Origin of the sequence: Mycobacterium kyorinense, assembly GCF_001672775.1 — a bacterium.
GTDB classification, from domain to species: Bacteria; Actinomycetota; Actinomycetes; order Mycobacteriales; family Mycobacteriaceae; genus Mycobacterium; species Mycobacterium kyorinense_A.
In genome coordinates this window covers 1-17,265 of sequence record NZ_LZKJ01000109.1, presented here as the reverse complement: position 1 = coordinate 17,265, position 17,265 = coordinate 1, and the positions used below count along the sequence as shown (strand labels likewise).

At 66.5% G+C, this 17,265-nt stretch carries 13 protein-coding genes and 1 other RNA gene; 11 read left to right on the top strand and 3 right to left on the bottom strand.

Annotated elements, in window-relative coordinates; translation table 11 throughout:
• Nucleotides 1-42: 42 nt before the first annotated feature.
• A complete protein-coding gene (locus tag A5707_RS11640) occupies nt 43-681 on the top strand; it encodes a class I SAM-dependent methyltransferase (protein ID WP_065014625.1) in 639 nt (212 codons plus the stop codon).
• Here A5707_RS11640 and A5707_RS11635 read toward each other — a convergent pair.
• Nucleotides 666-1,385 (bottom strand): 2OG-Fe(II) oxygenase, encoded by a 720-nt coding sequence (locus A5707_RS11635; RefSeq protein ID WP_065014624.1) that lies wholly within the window; start codon nt 1,383-1,385, stop codon nt 666-668. The two genes, A5707_RS11640 and A5707_RS11635, sit on opposite strands and share 16 nt — an antisense overlap.
• A 47-nt stretch (nt 1,386-1,432) precedes the next feature.
• Here A5707_RS11635 and A5707_RS11630 point away from each other — a divergent pair, with 47 nt between their 5' ends.
• Both A5707_RS11630 and rnpB read left to right on the top strand, forming a co-directional pair.
• Nucleotides 1,433-2,716: an HNH endonuclease gene (locus A5707_RS11630; protein WP_065014656.1), complete on the top strand. Its 1,284-nt coding sequence runs from the start codon at nt 1,433-1,435 to the stop codon at nt 2,714-2,716.
• A 48-nt stretch (nt 2,717-2,764) separates the two neighbouring features.
• Nucleotides 2,765-3,165: RNase P RNA component class A (gene rnpB, locus A5707_RS11625), an RNA gene on the top strand.
• A 15-nt stretch (nt 3,166-3,180) separates the two neighbouring features.
• On the opposite strand, the gene A5707_RS11620 is transcribed toward rnpB, so the two are convergent.
• Complete coding sequence (locus A5707_RS11620; RefSeq protein ID WP_065014623.1) at nt 3,181-4,677, bottom strand: CYTH and CHAD domain-containing protein; 1,497 nt, start codon at nt 4,675-4,677, stop codon at nt 3,181-3,183.
• Between the two features lie 81 nt (nt 4,678-4,758).
• The gene (gene panB, locus A5707_RS11615; protein ID WP_065014622.1) at nt 4,759-5,601 is read right to left on the bottom strand and encodes a 3-methyl-2-oxobutanoate hydroxymethyltransferase; all 843 of its coding nucleotides are present in this window, start codon (nt 5,599-5,601) and stop codon (nt 4,759-4,761) included.
• Between the two features lie 184 nt (nt 5,602-5,785).
• Here panB and A5707_RS11610 point away from each other — a divergent pair, with 184 nt between their 5' ends.
• The 8 genes from A5707_RS11610 to A5707_RS11575 all read left to right on the top strand — a co-directional run.
• Nucleotides 5,786-7,177 carry a WS/DGAT/MGAT family O-acyltransferase gene (locus A5707_RS11610; protein WP_065014655.1) on the top strand — a complete coding sequence of 464 codons (1,392 nt, stop codon included), beginning with the start codon at nt 5,786-5,788 and terminating at the stop codon, nt 7,175-7,177.
• A gap of 41 nt (nt 7,178-7,218) precedes the next feature.
• Entirely contained in the window at nt 7,219-8,784 is a 1,566-nt protein-coding gene (locus tag A5707_RS11605; RefSeq protein ID WP_156657814.1) for an alpha/beta hydrolase, read from the top strand.
• Nucleotides 8,785-8,847: 63 nt separating this feature from the next.
• Nucleotides 8,848-10,380 carry an alpha/beta hydrolase gene (locus A5707_RS11600; RefSeq protein WP_232000705.1) on the top strand — a complete coding sequence of 511 codons (1,533 nt, stop codon included), beginning with the start codon at nt 8,848-8,850 and terminating at the stop codon, nt 10,378-10,380.
• Between the two features lie 20 nt (nt 10,381-10,400).
• Complete coding sequence (gene glnA / locus A5707_RS11595) at nt 10,401-11,741, top strand: type I glutamate--ammonia ligase (protein WP_065014654.1); 1,341 nt, start codon at nt 10,401-10,403, stop codon at nt 11,739-11,741.
• 61 nt (nt 11,742-11,802) lie between these two features.
• On the top strand, nt 11,803-14,781 hold the full coding sequence (locus tag A5707_RS11590) for a bifunctional [glutamine synthetase] adenylyltransferase/[glutamine synthetase]-adenylyl-L-tyrosine phosphorylase (protein WP_065014619.1): 2,979 nt from the start codon (nt 11,803-11,805) through the stop codon (nt 14,779-14,781).
• 29 nt (nt 14,782-14,810) lie between these two features.
• Complete coding sequence (locus A5707_RS11585) at nt 14,811-15,422, top strand: PaaI family thioesterase (protein ID WP_065014618.1); 612 nt, start codon at nt 14,811-14,813, stop codon at nt 15,420-15,422.
• On the top strand, nt 15,419-16,279 hold the full coding sequence (locus A5707_RS11580; RefSeq protein ID WP_065014617.1) for a TIGR03619 family F420-dependent LLM class oxidoreductase: 861 nt from the start codon (nt 15,419-15,421) through the stop codon (nt 16,277-16,279). The genes A5707_RS11585 and A5707_RS11580 overlap by 4 nt, the downstream gene beginning before the upstream one ends.
• A 108-nt stretch (nt 16,280-16,387) precedes the next feature.
• The coding region (locus A5707_RS11575; RefSeq protein WP_156657812.1) for a 13E12 repeat family protein at nt 16,388-17,265 on the top strand (878 nt) is incomplete at its 3' end.

The following is a 17,265-nucleotide window of genomic DNA, read 5'->3' as shown; positions in this document are numbered from 1 at the left end:
AATTAGGTTGGCAGACTATATCTGTGCCTGCAAGCTTTGGGTATGGAAACTGAACCCGACGAGGTGCAGGAGTTCTGGGAGCAGCACTATCGCCAAGCCGACCGGGTGTGGAGCGGGCGGGTCAATGCGCATCTGGCCGAGGTGGCCGGGCCGCTGACGGCCGGCCGAGCGCTCGATCTGGGCTGCGGTGAGGGAGCCGACGCGATGTGGTTGGCCGAGCGTGGCTGGCAGGTGGTGGCGGTCGACGTCTCGACGATCGCACTCCAACGCGCAACCGACGACGCGCGTCAGCGGAACCTGCTGGACCGCATCGATTTCCGGTTCCTCGATCTTTCCGATGGCTTTCCCGATGGGCGCTACGACCTGGTGTCGGCGCAGTACTTGCATTCACCGGTGCGGCTGGAACGCGAGAAGGTGTTGCCAGAAGCCGCAAGCCATGTGACACCCGGCGGTGTGCTTCTGATCGTCGACCACGGATCGGCGCCGCCGTGGTCGCAGCACAAGGATTTCCCATTTCCCAGTGTTTCCGATGTGCTCGCCGCACTGCCGCTCACCGATACCGGGCTGCGTCCAGTGCGTGCCGAGAGCGTGGAGCGGCAGGTTGCCGGACCCGGCGGCCAAGTCGGCACGATCACTGACAACGTCATCCTGCTGCGACGGGACAGTCAGGCCGCGTCGTGAAAAATCAATCCCAACGCATAGCGCTCACCGGACCGGACCACGGAAAGGCCGTGGCGCACCGGTGATGTCGACCAGCCGCGAGTCGATCGCACCGGGCGGTCACGAGTGGTGAACAGATAACCATGACCCTGCGGCACTTGGGTCGCGGTGCCGCGGGACTGTGCCCGTGGACGTTGTTCGACGAGCAGGAACTCGCCGCCGGTGTACTCGGTGGCCGGATCGCTCAGGTTGATCACTACCTGAAGCGGAAAAACCAGCTCGCCGTACAGGTCTCGGTGCAATGCGTTCCAGCCGTCGGCTCCGTACTTCAGCAGCAGGGCCGTCGGTTTGGTCTGGCCGACCGCGTGACACATTGTCAGCCATTCGTCGAGGCTGTCGGGCCATGGTGCGTCGCGGCGAAGTTTGGTGTACCAGTCCCGGGCGATTGGCAGTAACCGGGGAAACAACGCCTGTTTGAGCCGCTCGATCGGCTCGGGATACGGTGCTCGAAAATAGCGGTACTGCCCGGCCCCGTAGCGGTGACGCTCCATCTCGATGGTTTTGCGGAAAAGCTCGTCGCGGTCATAGAGCGCACGGAGCTTCTGCGCCTCGGCACGCGTGAGGAGCCGGGGTAGCAGGGCACCGCCGTGGTCATTGAGGTCGGCGGTGATGGCGTCCCAGTCACCGGCGTCGACACGCTTGAGCCATCTATTGACCTGCGTCACCGTTCTCACGATAGGCAATGTCGCCGGAGTCGTGTAAGATCGAACACATGTTCGAAGAGCTGGCGATGGTTGACCCGGCTAGCGAGGAATCGGCGCTGGTGGAGCGCATTGCCGAGTTGGAGCGTGTCAAGTCCGCGGCGGCCGCCGGGCAGGCCCGGGCGGCGGCCGCTTTGGATGCAGTGCGGCGATCCGCCGAGGCCGCGGCCGGTATTCCTGCGGCACGTCGCTGTCGTGGCGTGGCCAGCGAGATCGCACTTGCGCGGCGCGACTCCCCAGCTCGGGGCAGCCGGCACCTCGGGTTCGCCAAAGCGCTCGTACACGAGATGCCGCACACGCTCGCGGCCCTGGAGTCTGGAGTGTTGTCGGAGTGGCGCGCAACTCTGATCGTGCGGGAAAGCGCATGTTTGGACGTCGAGGACCGACGCACGCTGGACGCTGAGTTGTGCGGCCAGCCCGCCGATCTCGTGGGCTTGGGTGATGCTCGGGTAGCCGCGGCGGCCAAAGCGATCGCCTATCGACTAGACCCGCACGCTGTCGTCGAACGGGCGGCCAAAGCGGCAAACGAACGTACTGTGTCCATCCGGCCAGCGCCTGACACCATGACGTATTTGACGGCGCTGCTCCCGGTCGCCCAAGGCGTATCCGTGTATGCCGCGTTGCGCGGCGCGGCCGACACCACGTTCGACGGCCGGTCTCGTGGCCAGATCATGGCCGACACTCTCATCGAACGGGTTACTGGGCGAAGCGCAGCGACACCGACGCCGATCGCGGTCAACCTGGTGCTCTCTGACCAAACGCTGCTCGGCGGCGACAACACCGCGGCGGATGTCTGCGGCTACGGCCCGATACCGGCGGAAGTCGCCCGCGGACTAGTCGTCGGCGCCGTTACCGCTCGGTCACGGGCCACGCTGCGCCGCCTCTACGCCCATCCCCGCTCTGGGGCATTGGTGGCGATGGAGTCGCGATCGCGGCTGTTTCCGCGCGGCTTGGCTGCGTTCATCGGGCTCAGGGATCAAAGCTGCCGCACGCCGTATTGTGACGCACCGATCCGCCATCGTGACCACGCGACTCCGTCGCGCCGTGCTGGAAGGACTTCTGCGCAGAACGGTCTCGGATTATGCGAGCGATGTAACTACGCCAAAGAAGCCGCCGGTTGGCAGGTAAGCACCAGCGTCGACCAAAAGAGTACCCACACCGCAGAATTCACTACGCCGACGGGCGCGCGCTATCGCTCCGGAGCGCCACCGGTTGCAAGAGCTCCTACTGGGATCGAGGTAAGCGAGTTGGAAGTCGCCGTCTCCATCCGCTTGTCGGATCTCCATGCCGCCTAGACGATACTGGCCTGGACATTCGCCAACAGGTACGGTGATCACCGCGGACGAGTTGGCTGGGCGGCCGCGGCTCGGGTTGGTTCGCCATCCGAGTCGAGGAAAGTCCGGACTTCACAGAGCAGGGTGATTGCTAACCGCAATCCGAGGTGACTCGCGGGAAAGTGCCACAGAAAATAGACCGCCACCCTCGCGGTGGTAAGGGTGAAACGGTGCGGTAAGAGCGCACCAGCATCCCGGGTGACCGGGATGGCTCGGCAAACCCCACCCGAAGCAAGGCCAAGAAGGCCGCACCGCGGTGCGGTCGCGCAGGTGTCCGAGGGTTGCTCGCCCGAGCCTGCGGGTAGGCCGCTTGAGGCACCCGGCGACGGTGTGTCCAGATGGATGGTCGCCGCCTCGCCGCCAGACATGGCGGCGCGGAACAGAATCCGGCTTACAGGCCAACTCGTCCGCCCCGCTCGACGGACTCACCGCAGTGTTTTGCGTGCCGCCTTGTCGAGTTTGCGCAGTGCCTTGTCGAGTTGTTCGCGGCGGCGCTGGGCCAGTTCGGCTTCCTGCTGATAGAGCAGGCCGTAGGTGAAGGTGTCCTCGCCGGCCGCATGTGCGGCCGCCGCCTGTTGCTGTAGATGGGATCGGCTCACGACGCTGTCCTGGTGATCGCCGAGCAAGGTCTGAATGGCCTTGGCGCGCTCGGATATCTTGCCTGCGCCGGTCGCCGTCGCGGTGTAGCGCAATCGCTTGGTTTTCTTGCGGACCCCGTGCAGAGCGTCATCGCGGTCTTCCTCGGACGCATCGGCCGCGCGCTTCGACGCCTTGCGCACCCGCTTGTAGGCGGCTTCGATGGTGACCGGTGCTGATGGCTGATCTGCGCGTGCCGTCGGCTCGGCGACGACCGCTTCGAGGGCGTCGAGCAGCCTGAAGTAGCGCTGCGAGCGCAGTGCGATCAGCGAACGCGCCAGGCCTTTCCGGTACTGGCGTTGCGCGTCGTCGACGAGACGTTCCCGGACCCGGCCGCGCACCAGGTGCGGTGGCAGACTGTCCAGGGCCTGCTGGTAACGCTCGGCCAGGACCTCGGCGTCGCGGGCCGTCCCCAACACACGGCCCAGTTCGCGCAATTCGTCGAGGATCCACGCGTTGTCCGTCAGCCCAAACGAATCCGGCGTGGCCCGCAGCAGGCTGCGGATTTTGCGTGTCGTGACCCGCATTTGATGCACAGCGTCGGGGGCGTCGGCGCGCACCGCGCGGTCCCAGACAAGCAACTCGTCGATCTGCTCGGCCACCGCGCGGTGTACCGGGTTAGCGGTCCGCGGCGGTGAATCATGCAGTGGCACAACCCCGTTGAGGGCCCGCGCCAGTTTGGATACGTGTCGGGCCGGCGTAGCACCGGCGCCGAGCAGTCGGTTGCTCAGCCGGTCCAGCAGCGCGATATCCGCCGGCGCGTCGGAACCGACGAGTTCGAGTTCCCACTCGCGCCAACGCTGTTCGCCAGCGGATTCGTCAGCCAGTCGCGCGGTGACCCGGTCGTCGCAGAATTCCGCCAGCACCCCGTCGGCGCCATGCAGCAGGTGGACTTTGCGGGTGGTGCTGATCCGCGCGACCGGACGCAGTGGACGATCCCGCACGATCCCCAGCACCACGTCAACCAAGTCGGCCGGCACGCCATCCCCGTTGCCTGCGGCATCCAGCGACGCCCGAACCTCGGTGCGAGCGTCGGGTCCGGCCGGCAACTTCAGATGCCATCCGGCGTCCGTGCCGCCGGTGCGACGGCGCAATGTGATTCCTTTGGTGGCCAGGTCGCGTTCCGGGGTATCGAAATACACGGCGTCCAGCGTCTGCGCCGGCGGCCCGTCGACTCGAACGATTGCGGTGATGCCGCCAAACGACGGCGACGACGTCGATTCGACGACGTCGAACTTGCGCTCCACTTCCAGATAGCGCGACGTGTCGGGGGCCTTGACAGCCATGTCGCGCCTCCGCCGGGGGAATTCAGGGGTAGGCGTCCAGGGTAACTCGGTAGGTACCCGCGAGCAGACGCAACAGCCCGATCAGAAGCTGTGCTCGTCGGCGGGAAATGCGCCGCCGGCAACCTCTTCTGCGTATTGCGTTGCCGCCCGGTGCAGTTCGGCGCCGACGCAACCGAACCGTTTGACGAAGCGGGCGGTCTTGCCACTGGTGAGCCCGGCCATGTCCTGCCAGACCAGCACCTGGGCGTCGCAGTTGGGGCCCGCCCCGATGCCGACGGTGGGGATCGTCAGCTTGCCGGTGATCTGGGTGGCCAACTCGGCCGGCACCATCTCCATCACGACTGAAAACGCGCCGGCTTCGGCGACGGCGATCGCATCGGCGATAGTCTGCTCGGCAGCGTCGCCGCGGCCCTGCACCCGGAAGCCGCCGAGGCTGTTGACGCTTTGCGGGGTGAAGCCGATGTGCGCCATCACCGGGATGCCGGCCGCGGTCAAGGCGGCGATCTGCTCGGCGACCCGTTCGCCGCCTTCCAGCTTGACCGCGTGCGCACCGGCTTCTTTCATGAAGCGGGTGGCGCTAGTCAGCGCAGCGGTGGGCCCGGCCTCATAGCTGCCGAACGGCAGATCGGCGACCACCAGAGCGCGCGGGGCGCCCCGCACGACCCCGCGGACCAGCGGAATCAGCTCGTCGACGCTGATCGGCACCGTGGTGTCATAGCCGTAGACGACGTTGGCAGCGGAGTCGCCGACCAGCAGCACGGGAATGCCGGCATCGTCGAAAATGCGGGCGGTGGAGTAGTCGTAGGCGGTCAGCATGGCCCACTTGTGGCCTTCGGCCTTCATCTTCTGCAAGTGGTGGATGCGGGTCTTGGCCCGCGGCGCAGTGGTCGACTCGGACGCGCCGTACACGGTTTGTTCAGACATCGTTGTCCCTAGTGATGGTCGGGTCGATCCTCGTGGCCCTGCCGGGTCCCCGGGTTCGTCTGACCCTGCCAGTCTGCCATCTATCGCGTCGCAAATGCACGCCGCGCCCAGTGGACTTCCTCACACCGGGACCAGCACCGGCGATTTCCACTCCATCCCGCGATACCGGACATACCATCTGCGAATGCAGCGGCTCAGCGGACTCGACGCCAGTTTCCTGTATCTGGAGACCCCTTCTCAGCCATTGCATGTCTGTTCGATCCTGGAAGTCGATACCTCGACAATGCCGGGCGGCTACAGCTTCGACCGGTTCCGCGACGAGTTGGCGCTCCGGATCAAGGCGATGCCGCAGTTCCGCGAGAAGCTGGCCGACAGCCCGCTCAACCTCGACCATCCGGTCTGGGTGGACGACGAGACTTTCGATGTCCGCCGGCATCTGCACCGCATCGGGTTGCCACCGCCGGGAGGGCGGATGGAGCTGTCGGAGATCTGCGGCCACATCGCGGCTCTGCCGCTGGATCGCAGCCGGCCGCTCTGGGAGATGTGGGTGATCGAGGGCGTCGCGGGCACCGATGCCCAAAGCGGTGGCCGGCTGGCGGTGATGACCAAAGTGCACCACGCGTGCGTGGACGGGGTGACCGGCGCGTCACTCTTGTCGCAACTGTGCAGCACCGAAGCCGACGCACCGGCTCCCGAAGCGGTGGACGGCGTAGGCAGCGGCGACCAGGTCCGGATCGCGCTGGGCGGCTTGGCGAGGTTCGCGTCGCGACCGCTGTATCTGCGAAAAGCGCTGCCCGCCACGGTGTCCTCCGTGGCGAAGACGGTGATGCGGGCGAGTAGCGGGCAGGCGATGGCGCGTCCGTTCGCCGCGCCGCGAACCGCGTTCAACGCCAGCGTTACCGGGAACCGCAACATCGCCTATGCGCAACTGGATCTCGAGGACATCAAGAAGGTCAAAAACCATTTCAACGTCAAGGTCAACGACGTGGTGATGGCGTTGGTATCGGGGGTGCTGCGTCAATTCCTGCTTGACCGTGGTGAACTGCCGGAATCGTCATTGGTGGCGATGGTGCCGGTATCCGTGCACGGCAAGTCCGACCGCCCGGGGCGCAACCAGGTGTCGGGCATGTTCGCCAGTCTGCACTCCAACATCACCGACCCGGCCGAACGCCTCAAATCCATCTCCGAAGCGAATTCAGTTGCCAAGCAACACAGTTCGGCGATAAGCGCGACGTTGCTGCAAGACTGGTCGCAGTTCGCGGCGCCGTCGGTGTTCGGTTTGGCCATGCGGACTTACGCCCGGACGCGCTTGACCCGCAGCCGCCCGGTGCACAACCTGGTGGTCTCCAACGTTCCAGGCCCGCAGGTGCCGTTGTATCTGCTGGGCTGCGAGATCAAGGCGATGTATCCACTGGGCCCGATCTTCCACGGCTCCGGCCTGAACATCACCGTGATGTCACTGAACGGCAAGCTCGACGTCGGTCTGATCGCCTGCCCGGAGTTGGTGCCGGATTTGTGGGAGTTGGCCGACGACTTCCCCGTCGGGATGGAAGAACTGCTGCTTGCTGTCGGGTGATACACGCCGGCGTGATGTGTTCTGAGCGCATGGCAGCATAGGTGACCATGGGCCTGCCTCGCCGCGACACGATCGCGCGCACTTTGCTGAACTGGACCGTGCTGGCCACGATCGTGGCGACGGTGGCGGGCTGCACACATGTCGTCAGTGGACGTGCGGTGTTGGAGGGCCCGAAAATCGGTCAGGCGCTGGAGTGGGGGCAGTGCCGGGTCACCGGCGGGACGGCGGTGAAGCTTCCGGGCGGCGCGCAGTGCGGCAAGATCGCGGTGCCCGTCGACTACAACCACCTCGACGGCGATGCCACGACGCTGGCGATGATTCGTTTTCCCGCGACCGGCGACAAGATCGGCTCCCTGGTCATCAATCCCGGTGGGCCTGGCGAGTCTGGTATCGAAGCCGCGGTCAGCGTCGTGCAGTCGTTGCCGACACGCGTCCGCGAGCGCTTCGACCTGGTCGGCTTCGACCCGCGCGGGGTAGCGTCGTCGCGCCCGGCGATCTGGTGCAACTCCGACGCCGACAACGATCGGCTCCGCGCCGAGCCGCAGGTCGACTACAGCCCGGCCGGCGTGGCGCACATCGAGGACGAGACCAAGGAGTTCGTCGGGCGCTGCATCGCCAAAATGGGCGACAAGTTCCTGGCCAACGTCGGGACCGTCAACGTTGCGCGCGATCTCGACGCCATCCGCGACGCGCTGGGTGACGACAAATTGACCTATCTCGGCTACTCGTACGGGACGCGGATCGGGTCCGCCTACGCCGAGGCTTACCCGCAGAACGTGCGGGCGATGATCCTCGATGGCGCCGTCGACCCCAACGCCGACCCGATCGAAGCAGATCTGCGGCAGGCCAAGGGATTTCAGGACGCGTTCAACGACTTCGCGGCCGACTGTGCCAAGGCCTCGACGTGCCCGTTGGGCACCGATCCGGCCAAAGCCGTCGACGTCTACCACAGCCTGGTGAATCCGTTGGTCGACCCGGACAATCCGAGGATCGGCAGGCCGGCGCCCACCAAAGACCCACGCGGACTCAGCTACAGCGACGCGATCGTGGGAACGATCATGGCGCTGTACTCGCCGACGCTGTGGCATCACCTGACCACCGGCTTGAGCGAGTTGAGGGGCGGTCGCGGTGACACGCTGCTGGCGCTGGCCGACATGTACATGCGCCGGGATTCACACGGTCACTACACCAACGCCAGCGACGCGAGGGTCGCGATCAACTGCGTCGACCAGCCGCCGGTCAAGGACCGGGCCAAGATCATCGACGAAGACCGCCGCTCACGCGAAATCGCGCCGTTCATGAGCTACGGGAAGTTCACCGGCGACGCGCCGCTGGGGACTTGCGCCTTCTGGCCGGTGCCACCCACCAGCAGACCGCACGCCATCTCTGCGCCCGGATTGCCGCCGACCGTGGTGGTCTCGACGACCCACGATCCGGCGACACCGTACAAAGCTGGTGTCGACCTCGCCAAGCAATTGCACGGGGCGCTGCTCACGTTCGACGGGACCCAGCACACTGTTGTGTTTCAGGGCAACGGTTGCATCGACGACTACGCGACCGCGTATCTGATCAATGGGACCACGCCGCCCCGGGACGCGAAATGTTAAGACTCCCCGGCAGATAACGAGACCAAGGTGTGACCTTGAGGCCGTGCACCTGGGCTCTGACTCATGCAACGATGGACAGCCATGTGGCGCATGAGACGGCTGAGCTCTGCGCTGCTTTCGTTTGCACTACTGACCTCGACGGCTGGTGCGCTGGCCGGTGCTACCCCGGAAGCGGACGCCGGCCAACCCGCGACGGCGCTCAGCTGGGGAAGTTGTAGCCGATTTCTCGATGACACCAGCGACATTCCCACCGCCCGGTGCACCACGGTGCCGGTCCCGGTCGACTACAGCCAGCCAGCCGGCGCTCAGGCGCAGCTCGCGCTGATTCGGATTCCCGCCACCGGTCCGCGGATCGGGTCATTGTTGGTCAATCCGGGCGGGCCGGGCGCCTCGGCCGTCGACACCGTCGCGGCGATGGGAGCCGGGCTGGCGGACAGCGAGATCGCGCAGCGTTTCGACCTGGTCGGGTTCGATCCCCGCGGTGTCGGCCACTCCACACCGGCGCTGCGTTGCCGCACCGATGCCGAATTCGACGCGTATCGGCGCGAACCGATGGTCGACTACAGCCCGGCCGGGGTGGCCCACATCGAGTCGCTCTACCAGCAGTTGGCCCGACAATGCTCCGAGCGGATGGGCGCGGCGTTTTTGCAGAACGTCGGAACCGCCGCTGCCGCTCGCGATATGGACATGGTCCGCCAAGCGCTGGGCGATGAGCAGATCAACTATCTGGGCTTCAGCTACGGCACCGAGTTGGGCACCGCCTACGTCGAGCGGTTCGGCGAGCACGTGCGGACGATGGTGCTTGACGGCGCCATCGATCCCAGCGTCGGGCCGGTCGAGGAAAACATCAACCAAATGGCCGGCTTTCAAACCGTGTTCAACGATTACGCCGCGGATTGCGCCCGCTCGCAAGGCTGCCCGCTGGGCACCGACCCCACCAAATCGGTGAGCCGCTACCACGACCTCGTCGACCCGCTGGTCGGCCGGCCCGGCAAGACGTCGGACCCGCGGGGGCTGAGCTATGCAGATGCCATCACCGGCACGATCAACGCGCTCTACACCCCGCAGTACTGGAAGTTTCTGACCAGCGGGCTCTTGGGCCTGCAACGTGGCGCCGACGCCGATGACCTGTTGAAACTCGCCGACGACTACAACGGACGCGACGAGAGCGGCCACTACGACAACTCCCAGGACGCGTTCAACGCGATCCGCTGCGTCGACGCGCCCGCGCCCACCGATTCGGCGGCGTGGGTGGAGGCCGACCGCAAAATCCGTCAGGTCGCGCCATTCCTGTCGTACGGGCAGTTCACCGGCTATGCGCCGCGCGACCTGTGCGCGCTGTGGCCGGTTCCGGCAACCTCGTCGCCGCATACGGCCGCACCGGTAGGGCCAGGCAAGGTCGTCGTCGTGTCCACCACCCACGACCCGGCCACCCCGTATCAGGCCGGAGTCGACTTGGCCCGCCAACTCGGCGCCCCGCTGATCACCTACGACGGCACGCAACACACCGTGGTGTTCAACGGCGACCCCTGCGTCGACACCGCAGTAGTGCGCTACTTGGTCGACGGGGCCTCGCCAGGCAGCCTGCGGTGCTGAGACGCGATACGCTTCGCATCATGGATCGACAGAAGGAATTCGTGCTTCGCACGCTGGAGGAACGGGATATCCGTTTCGTCCGGCTGTGGTTCACTGACGTGCTCGGTTACCTCAAGTCGGTCGCGATCGCCCCGGCCGAACTCGAGGGTGCCTTCGAGGAGGGCATCGGCTTCGACGGCTCGTCGATCGAGGGTTTCTCCCGGATCTCCGAAGCCGACACGGTCGCTCACCCCGACCCGTCGACGTTCCAGGTGCTGCCGTGGACCACCACCTCCGGCAGCCACCACTCCGCGCGGATGTTCTGCGACATCACGATGCCCGACGGGTCGCCGTCGTGGGCAGACCCGCGACATGTGCTGCGACGCCAACTCGGCAAGGCCAACGATCTGGGCTTCTCCTGCTACGTGCATCCCGAGATCGAGTTCTTTCTGCTGAAGCCCGGACCGGACGACGGGCAGCCGCCGGTGCCGGCCGACGACGCCGGCTACTTCGACCAGGCTGTGCACGACTCCGCGTCCAACTTCCGCCGTCGCGCCATCGAAGCCTTGGAATCGATGGGCATCTCGGTGGAATTCACCCACCACGAAGGCGCCCCCGGCCAGCAGGAAATCGACCTGCGCTTCGCCGACGCGCTGTCGATGGCCGACAACGTCATGACCTTCCGCTACCTGATCAAGGAAGTCGCGCTGGAGGAGGGCGTGAGGGCCTCGTTCATGCCCAAGCCTTTTGGGCAGTTCCCCGGCTCGGCGATGCACACCCACATGAGCCTGTTCGAGGGTGAAGTCAACGCCTTCCACAGCCCGGACGATCCGCTGCAGCTGTCGAGCATCGCCAAATCGTTCATCGCCGGAATCCTCGAACACGCCTGCGAGATCAGCGCCGTCACCAATCAGTGGGTCAACTCCTACAAGCGGTTGGTGCACGGCGGTGAGGCGCCCACCGCCGCGTCGTGGGGGGCGGCCAACCGGTCGGCGCTGGTGCGGATTCCGATGTACAGCCCGCACAAGACCTCGTCGCGCCGCATCGAGGTGCGCAGCCCTGACTCGGCCTGCAACCCGTACCTGACGTTCGCCGTGCTGTTGGCCGCAGGATTGCGCGGCGTGGAGAAGGGTTATGCGTTGGGACCGCAAGCAGAGGACAACGTGTGGGACCTGACACCCGAGGAGCGCCGCGCGATGGGCTACCGCGAGTTGCCGGCCAGCCTGGACCATGCGTTGCGGGCCATGGAGCAGTCTGAGCTTGTCGCGGAAGCGTTGGGGGAGCACGTATTTGACTTCTTCCTGCGTAACAAGCGCCAAGAGTGGGCGAACTACCGCAGCCACGTCACGCCCTACGAGTTGAAGACGTACCTTTCGCTGTAGTTCATTCGCGGCGAGCCGTCCCCCTCGCCACTCAGCGTTCTCCGGCGGGTGCGCTACCGTCGTGGTCGTGAGCCAACCCGCCACGCAGCGCCCAAAAGTGCCCAGCGTGGGCCGGCTCGGGTTGGTCGATTCTCGGGCCAGCGCCAACTTGGCGCAGCTGGGCTGGAACACCGACGCACATGTGGACTTGTTGTGGTCGTTGTCGCGTGCACCGGACGCCGACGCCGCGCTGAACGCGATAGTCCGGCTCTCGGAGGCTCCCGACGCGGCATGGGATGAACTCAACGCCGCGCTGCTGACGGATCGAAGACTGCGGGGCCGGTTGCTGGCGCTGCTGGGCTCTTCGCTGGCGCTGGGGGACCACCTGATCGCCCACCCACAGTCGTGGCGGCTGCTGGTCGGCTCCGACGGCACGGTGGCGTTGCCGTCGGCCGACGAGCTGCGCCGCAGCTTCACCGACTGCGCCACCGAAACCTCAAGTGCCCCAGTCATGGAGCGGCTGCAAACGCTTTATCGTGATCGGCTGTTGGTGCTGGCGGCACTCGATTTGGCACCGGCTGTCGAAGACGAGCCGGTGCTGCCGTTCACTGCTGTGGGCGCCCACCTGGCCGATCTCGCCGATGCCGCGCTGGCCGCGGCGCTGGCCGTGGCCCAATCGGCCGTCTGCGGTGCGGACAACCCGCCCCGGTTGGCGGTCATCGCGATGGGCAAATGCGGTGCCCGGGAACTGAACTACGTCAGCGACGTCGACGTGATCTTCGTCGCCGAGCACGCCGACGCGCTGACCAAACGGGTCGCCGGCGAGATGATGCGGCTGGCATCCGAAGCGTTCTTCGAGGTGGACGCCGCACTGCGCCCCGAAGGCCGGGCCGGTGAGCTGGTTCGCACCGTCGACTCACACGTCGCCTACTACCAGCGCTGGGCCAAGACGTGGGAGTTTCAGGCATTGCTCAAGGCCCGGCCCGCCGCTGGCGACCCCGAGCTGGGGGAGAGCTACCTGAGCGCGTTGATGCCGATGGTGTGGAGCGCCTGCGAACGCGAGGATTTCGTCGACGAAGTGCAGGCGATGCGCCGGCGGGTGGAGCAACTGGTACCGGCCGACGTCCGCAGCCGAGAGATCAAACTCGGCAGCGGAGGGCTGCGCGATGTCGAGTTCGCGGTGCAGCTACTGCAACTGGTGCACGGCCGCAGCGACGAGTCACTGCATGTGGCCTCCACCGTGGATGCGTTGAGCGCATTGGGCCGCGGCGGCTACGTCGGGCGCGACGACGCCGCGAACCTGACCGCCTCCTACGAATTTCTCCGGCTGCTGGAGCACCGGCTGCAGCTGCAGCGGCTCAAGCGCACCCACCTGCTGCCCGCCCTCGACGACGACGAGGCGCTGCGCTGGCTGGCGCGGGCAGCCCACATCCTGCCTGACGGGCGGCACGACGCACTCGGTGTGCTGCGCGAGGAGCTCAAACGCCAGAACCTCAGGGTGTCGCGGCTGCATGCCAAGTTGTTCTACCAGCCGCTGCTGGAATCGATAGGCCCTGCGGCGCTGGAGTTCTCCCACGGTATGACGCCGGAGGCGGCCGAGCGTCAGCTGGCCGCGCTCGGCTACGACGGTCCGCAAAGCGCGCTGAGCCACCTGTCGGCGCTGATCAACCAGAGTGGACGGCGCGGCCGAGTCCAGGCGGTCCTGCTGCCCAAACTGCTGGACTGGCTTTCCGACACTCCAGACCCCGATAACGGGCTGTTGGCCTACCGCCGGGTCAGCGAAGCGATGGTCGATCAGCGGTGGTATCTGTCCACGCTTCGGGACAGCAGCGCGGTGGCCAAGCGGCTCATGCACGTGTTGGGCACCTCGGCATACGTGCCGGACCTGCTGATGCGCGCGCCGGAAGTCATCCAGCAGTACGGCGACGGTCCGGCCGGTCCGAAGCTGCTCGAAACCGAGCCCGAGGCGGTGGCCGGCGCGTTGATCGCGTCGGCGGCCCGGCACGCCGACCCGATCCGGGCCATCGCCGCGGCGCGCACCCTGCGCCGACGTGAACTGGCCCGGGTGGCCTCGGCCGACCTGCTCGGCATGCTCGAGGTCACCGATGTGTGCGCCGCGCTCACATCGGTGTGGGTGGCGGTGCTGCAGGCCGCCCTGGATGCGGTGATCCGGGTGAACCTTCCCGAGCACGGCACCGCCCCGGCCAGGTTTGCGGTGATCGGCATGGGCCGGTTGGGCGGCCGCGAACTGGGCTATGGCTCCGATGCCGACGTGATGTTCGTTTGCGAGCCGGCTGACGGTGTCGAGGATTCGGAGGCGGTGCGCTGGTCGGTGTCGATCGCCGAGCAGGTGCGGGCGCTGCTGGGGACACCCAGCGTCGATCCGCCGTTGGACGTCGATGCCAACCTGCGCCCGGAGGGACGCAACGGTCCGCTGGTCCGCACATTGGCGTCCTACGCCGCCTATTACGAACAGTGGGCGCAGCCGTGGGAGGTTCAGGCGCTGCTGCGGGCGCACGCGGTGGCCGGCGACGCGGAGCTCGGCCAGCGGTTTTTGCTGCTGGCCGATAAAACGCGCTACCCCGAAGGCGGGATGTCGGCCGATGCGGTGCGCGAAATCCGGCGGATGAAGGCCCGGGTCGACGCCGAGCGATTGCCGCGCGGCGCCGACCCCAAGACCCACACCAAGTTGGGCCGCGGCGGGCTTGCCGACATCGAGTGGACCGTGCAGCTCGTGCAGCTTCGCCACGCGCACGCGATCCCGGCGCTGCACAACACCTCGACGCTCGAGAGTCTGGACGCCATCGCGGCGGCCGAACTTATTCCCGTCGACGACGTGGAGCTGCTGCGGCAGGCCTGGCTGACGGCGACCCGGGCCCGCAATGCGCTGGTGCTGGTGCGGGGGAAGCCCACCGACCAGTTACCCGGTCCCGGCCGTCAGCTCAATGCCGTCGCGGTGGCCGCCGGTTGGCGCAACGGCGACGGCGGCGAATTCCTGGATAACTATCTGCGGGTGACTCGACGAGCAAAAGCCGTGGTGCGCAAGGTGTTCGGCGACTAGGAGGCCAGTTGAACTTTACCTACGAGGTCATGAGCGCCGAGGAGCATGCGCGGCTGACGGCGCTGTATGGTCCGCTGACCGATGCGGTGCGCGACCTCATCGACGCCACGCTTCGCACCCAGGTCGACGGTGACACCGTGCATGACGCGCGAAACGCGATTCAAGCGGTGACCCGGACACTGCGCAGCAGCCAACTCGACGAACCGCAAGGCGTGCGCTACACCGTCGAAGGGCGCCCACTGGCCTGGGGTAACGCGGTGATCGGGATGCGCAACCCGATCTCGCCGCCGCTGACCATTCACCACGACCCAGACGGCGCCAGATGTTGGAGCGAATTCTCGCTGGGCTCAGCCTATGAGGGGCCGCCGGGCCTGGTGCACGGCGGCATCTGTGCCCTTGTCCTCGACCACATCCTGGGCGAGGCGGCCAGCGAAGGACTGACCAAGCCGCTGTTCACCGGAACCATCACCGTCAAATACCTGCGCGGCACTCCATTGGGCAAGCTTCGCGCCGAAGCCACCATCGAGCGCATCGAAGCCGTCAAAGCCCTTGCCCGTGGGCATATCTCGGATGGCAACGGGATCACTGCCGAAGCGGAAGGGATCTTCATCAAGCCGGCCTGGGCGCGGGAAGTCGGATGAAGTTCTACATCAGCAGCGCGTATCTGAACACCCACGAAATCGTCGAAATCGCGAAGGCCGCCGACGACCTGGGCTACGACGGTATCGGGATCCCCGATCACATCGTCAACCTGGAAACGCTGAGTACCCCCTACCCGTACACCAAGGACGGCCAGCGGCGGTGGCAGCCGTTCACCCCGTGGCCTGACCCGTGGGTTCTGGTCGGCGCGCTCGCGCAGGTGACGACCCGGCTGCGGTTCGTCACTACCGTCTACATCCCGGCGATGCGCAACCCCTATGCGACGGCCAAAGCCATCGGCACCGCCGCCTGTCTGGCCGACGGCCGGGTGGAGCTCGGTGTGGGCGTCGGCTGGTGCGCCGACGAGTTCGCGTTGATGGAGCAGCAATTCGAAGACCGGGGCAAGCGCACCGACGAAATGCTCGAGTTGATGGCCGCGTTATGGAGCCCGGGCTGGACGGAGTTCGACGGCCGGTTCTACCGGACACCGCGGCTGGAGATGGAGCCGACACCGCCACCGATACCGGTGTATGTCGGCGGGCTCAGCGAAATTGCCCTGCGGCGCGCAGCGCGGCACGACGGCTGGATAGGCGATCTGATCAAGACGGATCGTGCGATCGAGGCCGCTAACCGGCTGCGTGCTCTGCGAGCCGAAAACGGTTTGTCGATGGACGATTTCACGATCCTGACGCCGCTCACCGACGCGTTCACCGTTGCCGATTACCAACGCGCCGCCGATGCCGGGATCACCGGCATCCTCACGATGCCGTGGATGTTCTACGCCGGGCCGGACGCCACCCTGGCCGAGAAGGTCGACGGCATGCGGCGGTTCCGGAAGGACTTACTGCTCGACGAGTGACAGCACTTGTGTCACTTGGGTTTCAGCTGTTATCCACAGTTGGCGCCTTGTCCACAGGCGGGATTTCGGTGCTCGCGCCGTGTCGTACCCCGTCGATAGAATTCGAACATGCTTTCTAGTGGTCGTGAGGAGATCGATGAGGTCTTCGATGGGCTGACCGCATACCTCAAGCGGGCCTTGGACTTGTGCTCTGACGGGCTGACCACTCCCGAGCGGCTGGTCATGTTGCAGCGGTGTGAGACGCTGCGCCGCCAGCTGCCCGCTGTCGAACACCCGTTGATCAACCAGCTCGCCGACCAGGCCAGCGAAGCCGAATTGGGTGGCAAGCTGGGGTTTGCGCTGGCCGAACGGTTGGGCATCACCCGCGCCGACGCCGCCCGGCGCATCGGTGAGGCCGCTGATCTGGGGCCGCGCCGCGCGATGATCGGCGAACCGCTCGAACCGCTGCTGCCCGCCACCGCTGCCGCGCAGCGCGCCGGGACCCTCGGGGCCGGGCACGTGGCGGTGATCCGCAGCTTTTGTCACCGGCTACCCGATGCCGTGGATGTGGAGACCCGTGAACGCGCCGAAGCCCACCTGGCCCAGCTGGCCGGCGAGCATCGCCCCGATGACTTGGCCAAGCTCGCCGACCGCCTCACCGACTGTCTGAATCCCGACGGGGATTACACCGACACCGACCGGGCGCGGCGCCGCGGCCTGGGTCTGGGTAATCAGCACCCCGATGCGATGTCGCAGTTGACCGGCTGGGTCACGCCTGAGCTGCGGGCGGCCATCGAAGCGATATGGGCCAAGCTGGCCGCCCCCGGCATGTGCAACCCTGAGGACCCCATCCCGTGTGTGAGCGGGACCCCGTCCCAAGAGGCCATCGACCGCGACACCCGCAGCACCGCCCAGCGCAACCATGACGCGCTGCTCGCCGCCGCCCGCGCCCTGCTGGCCTCCGGCGACCTAGGTCAACACAATGGGCTGCCGGCCACCATCATCGT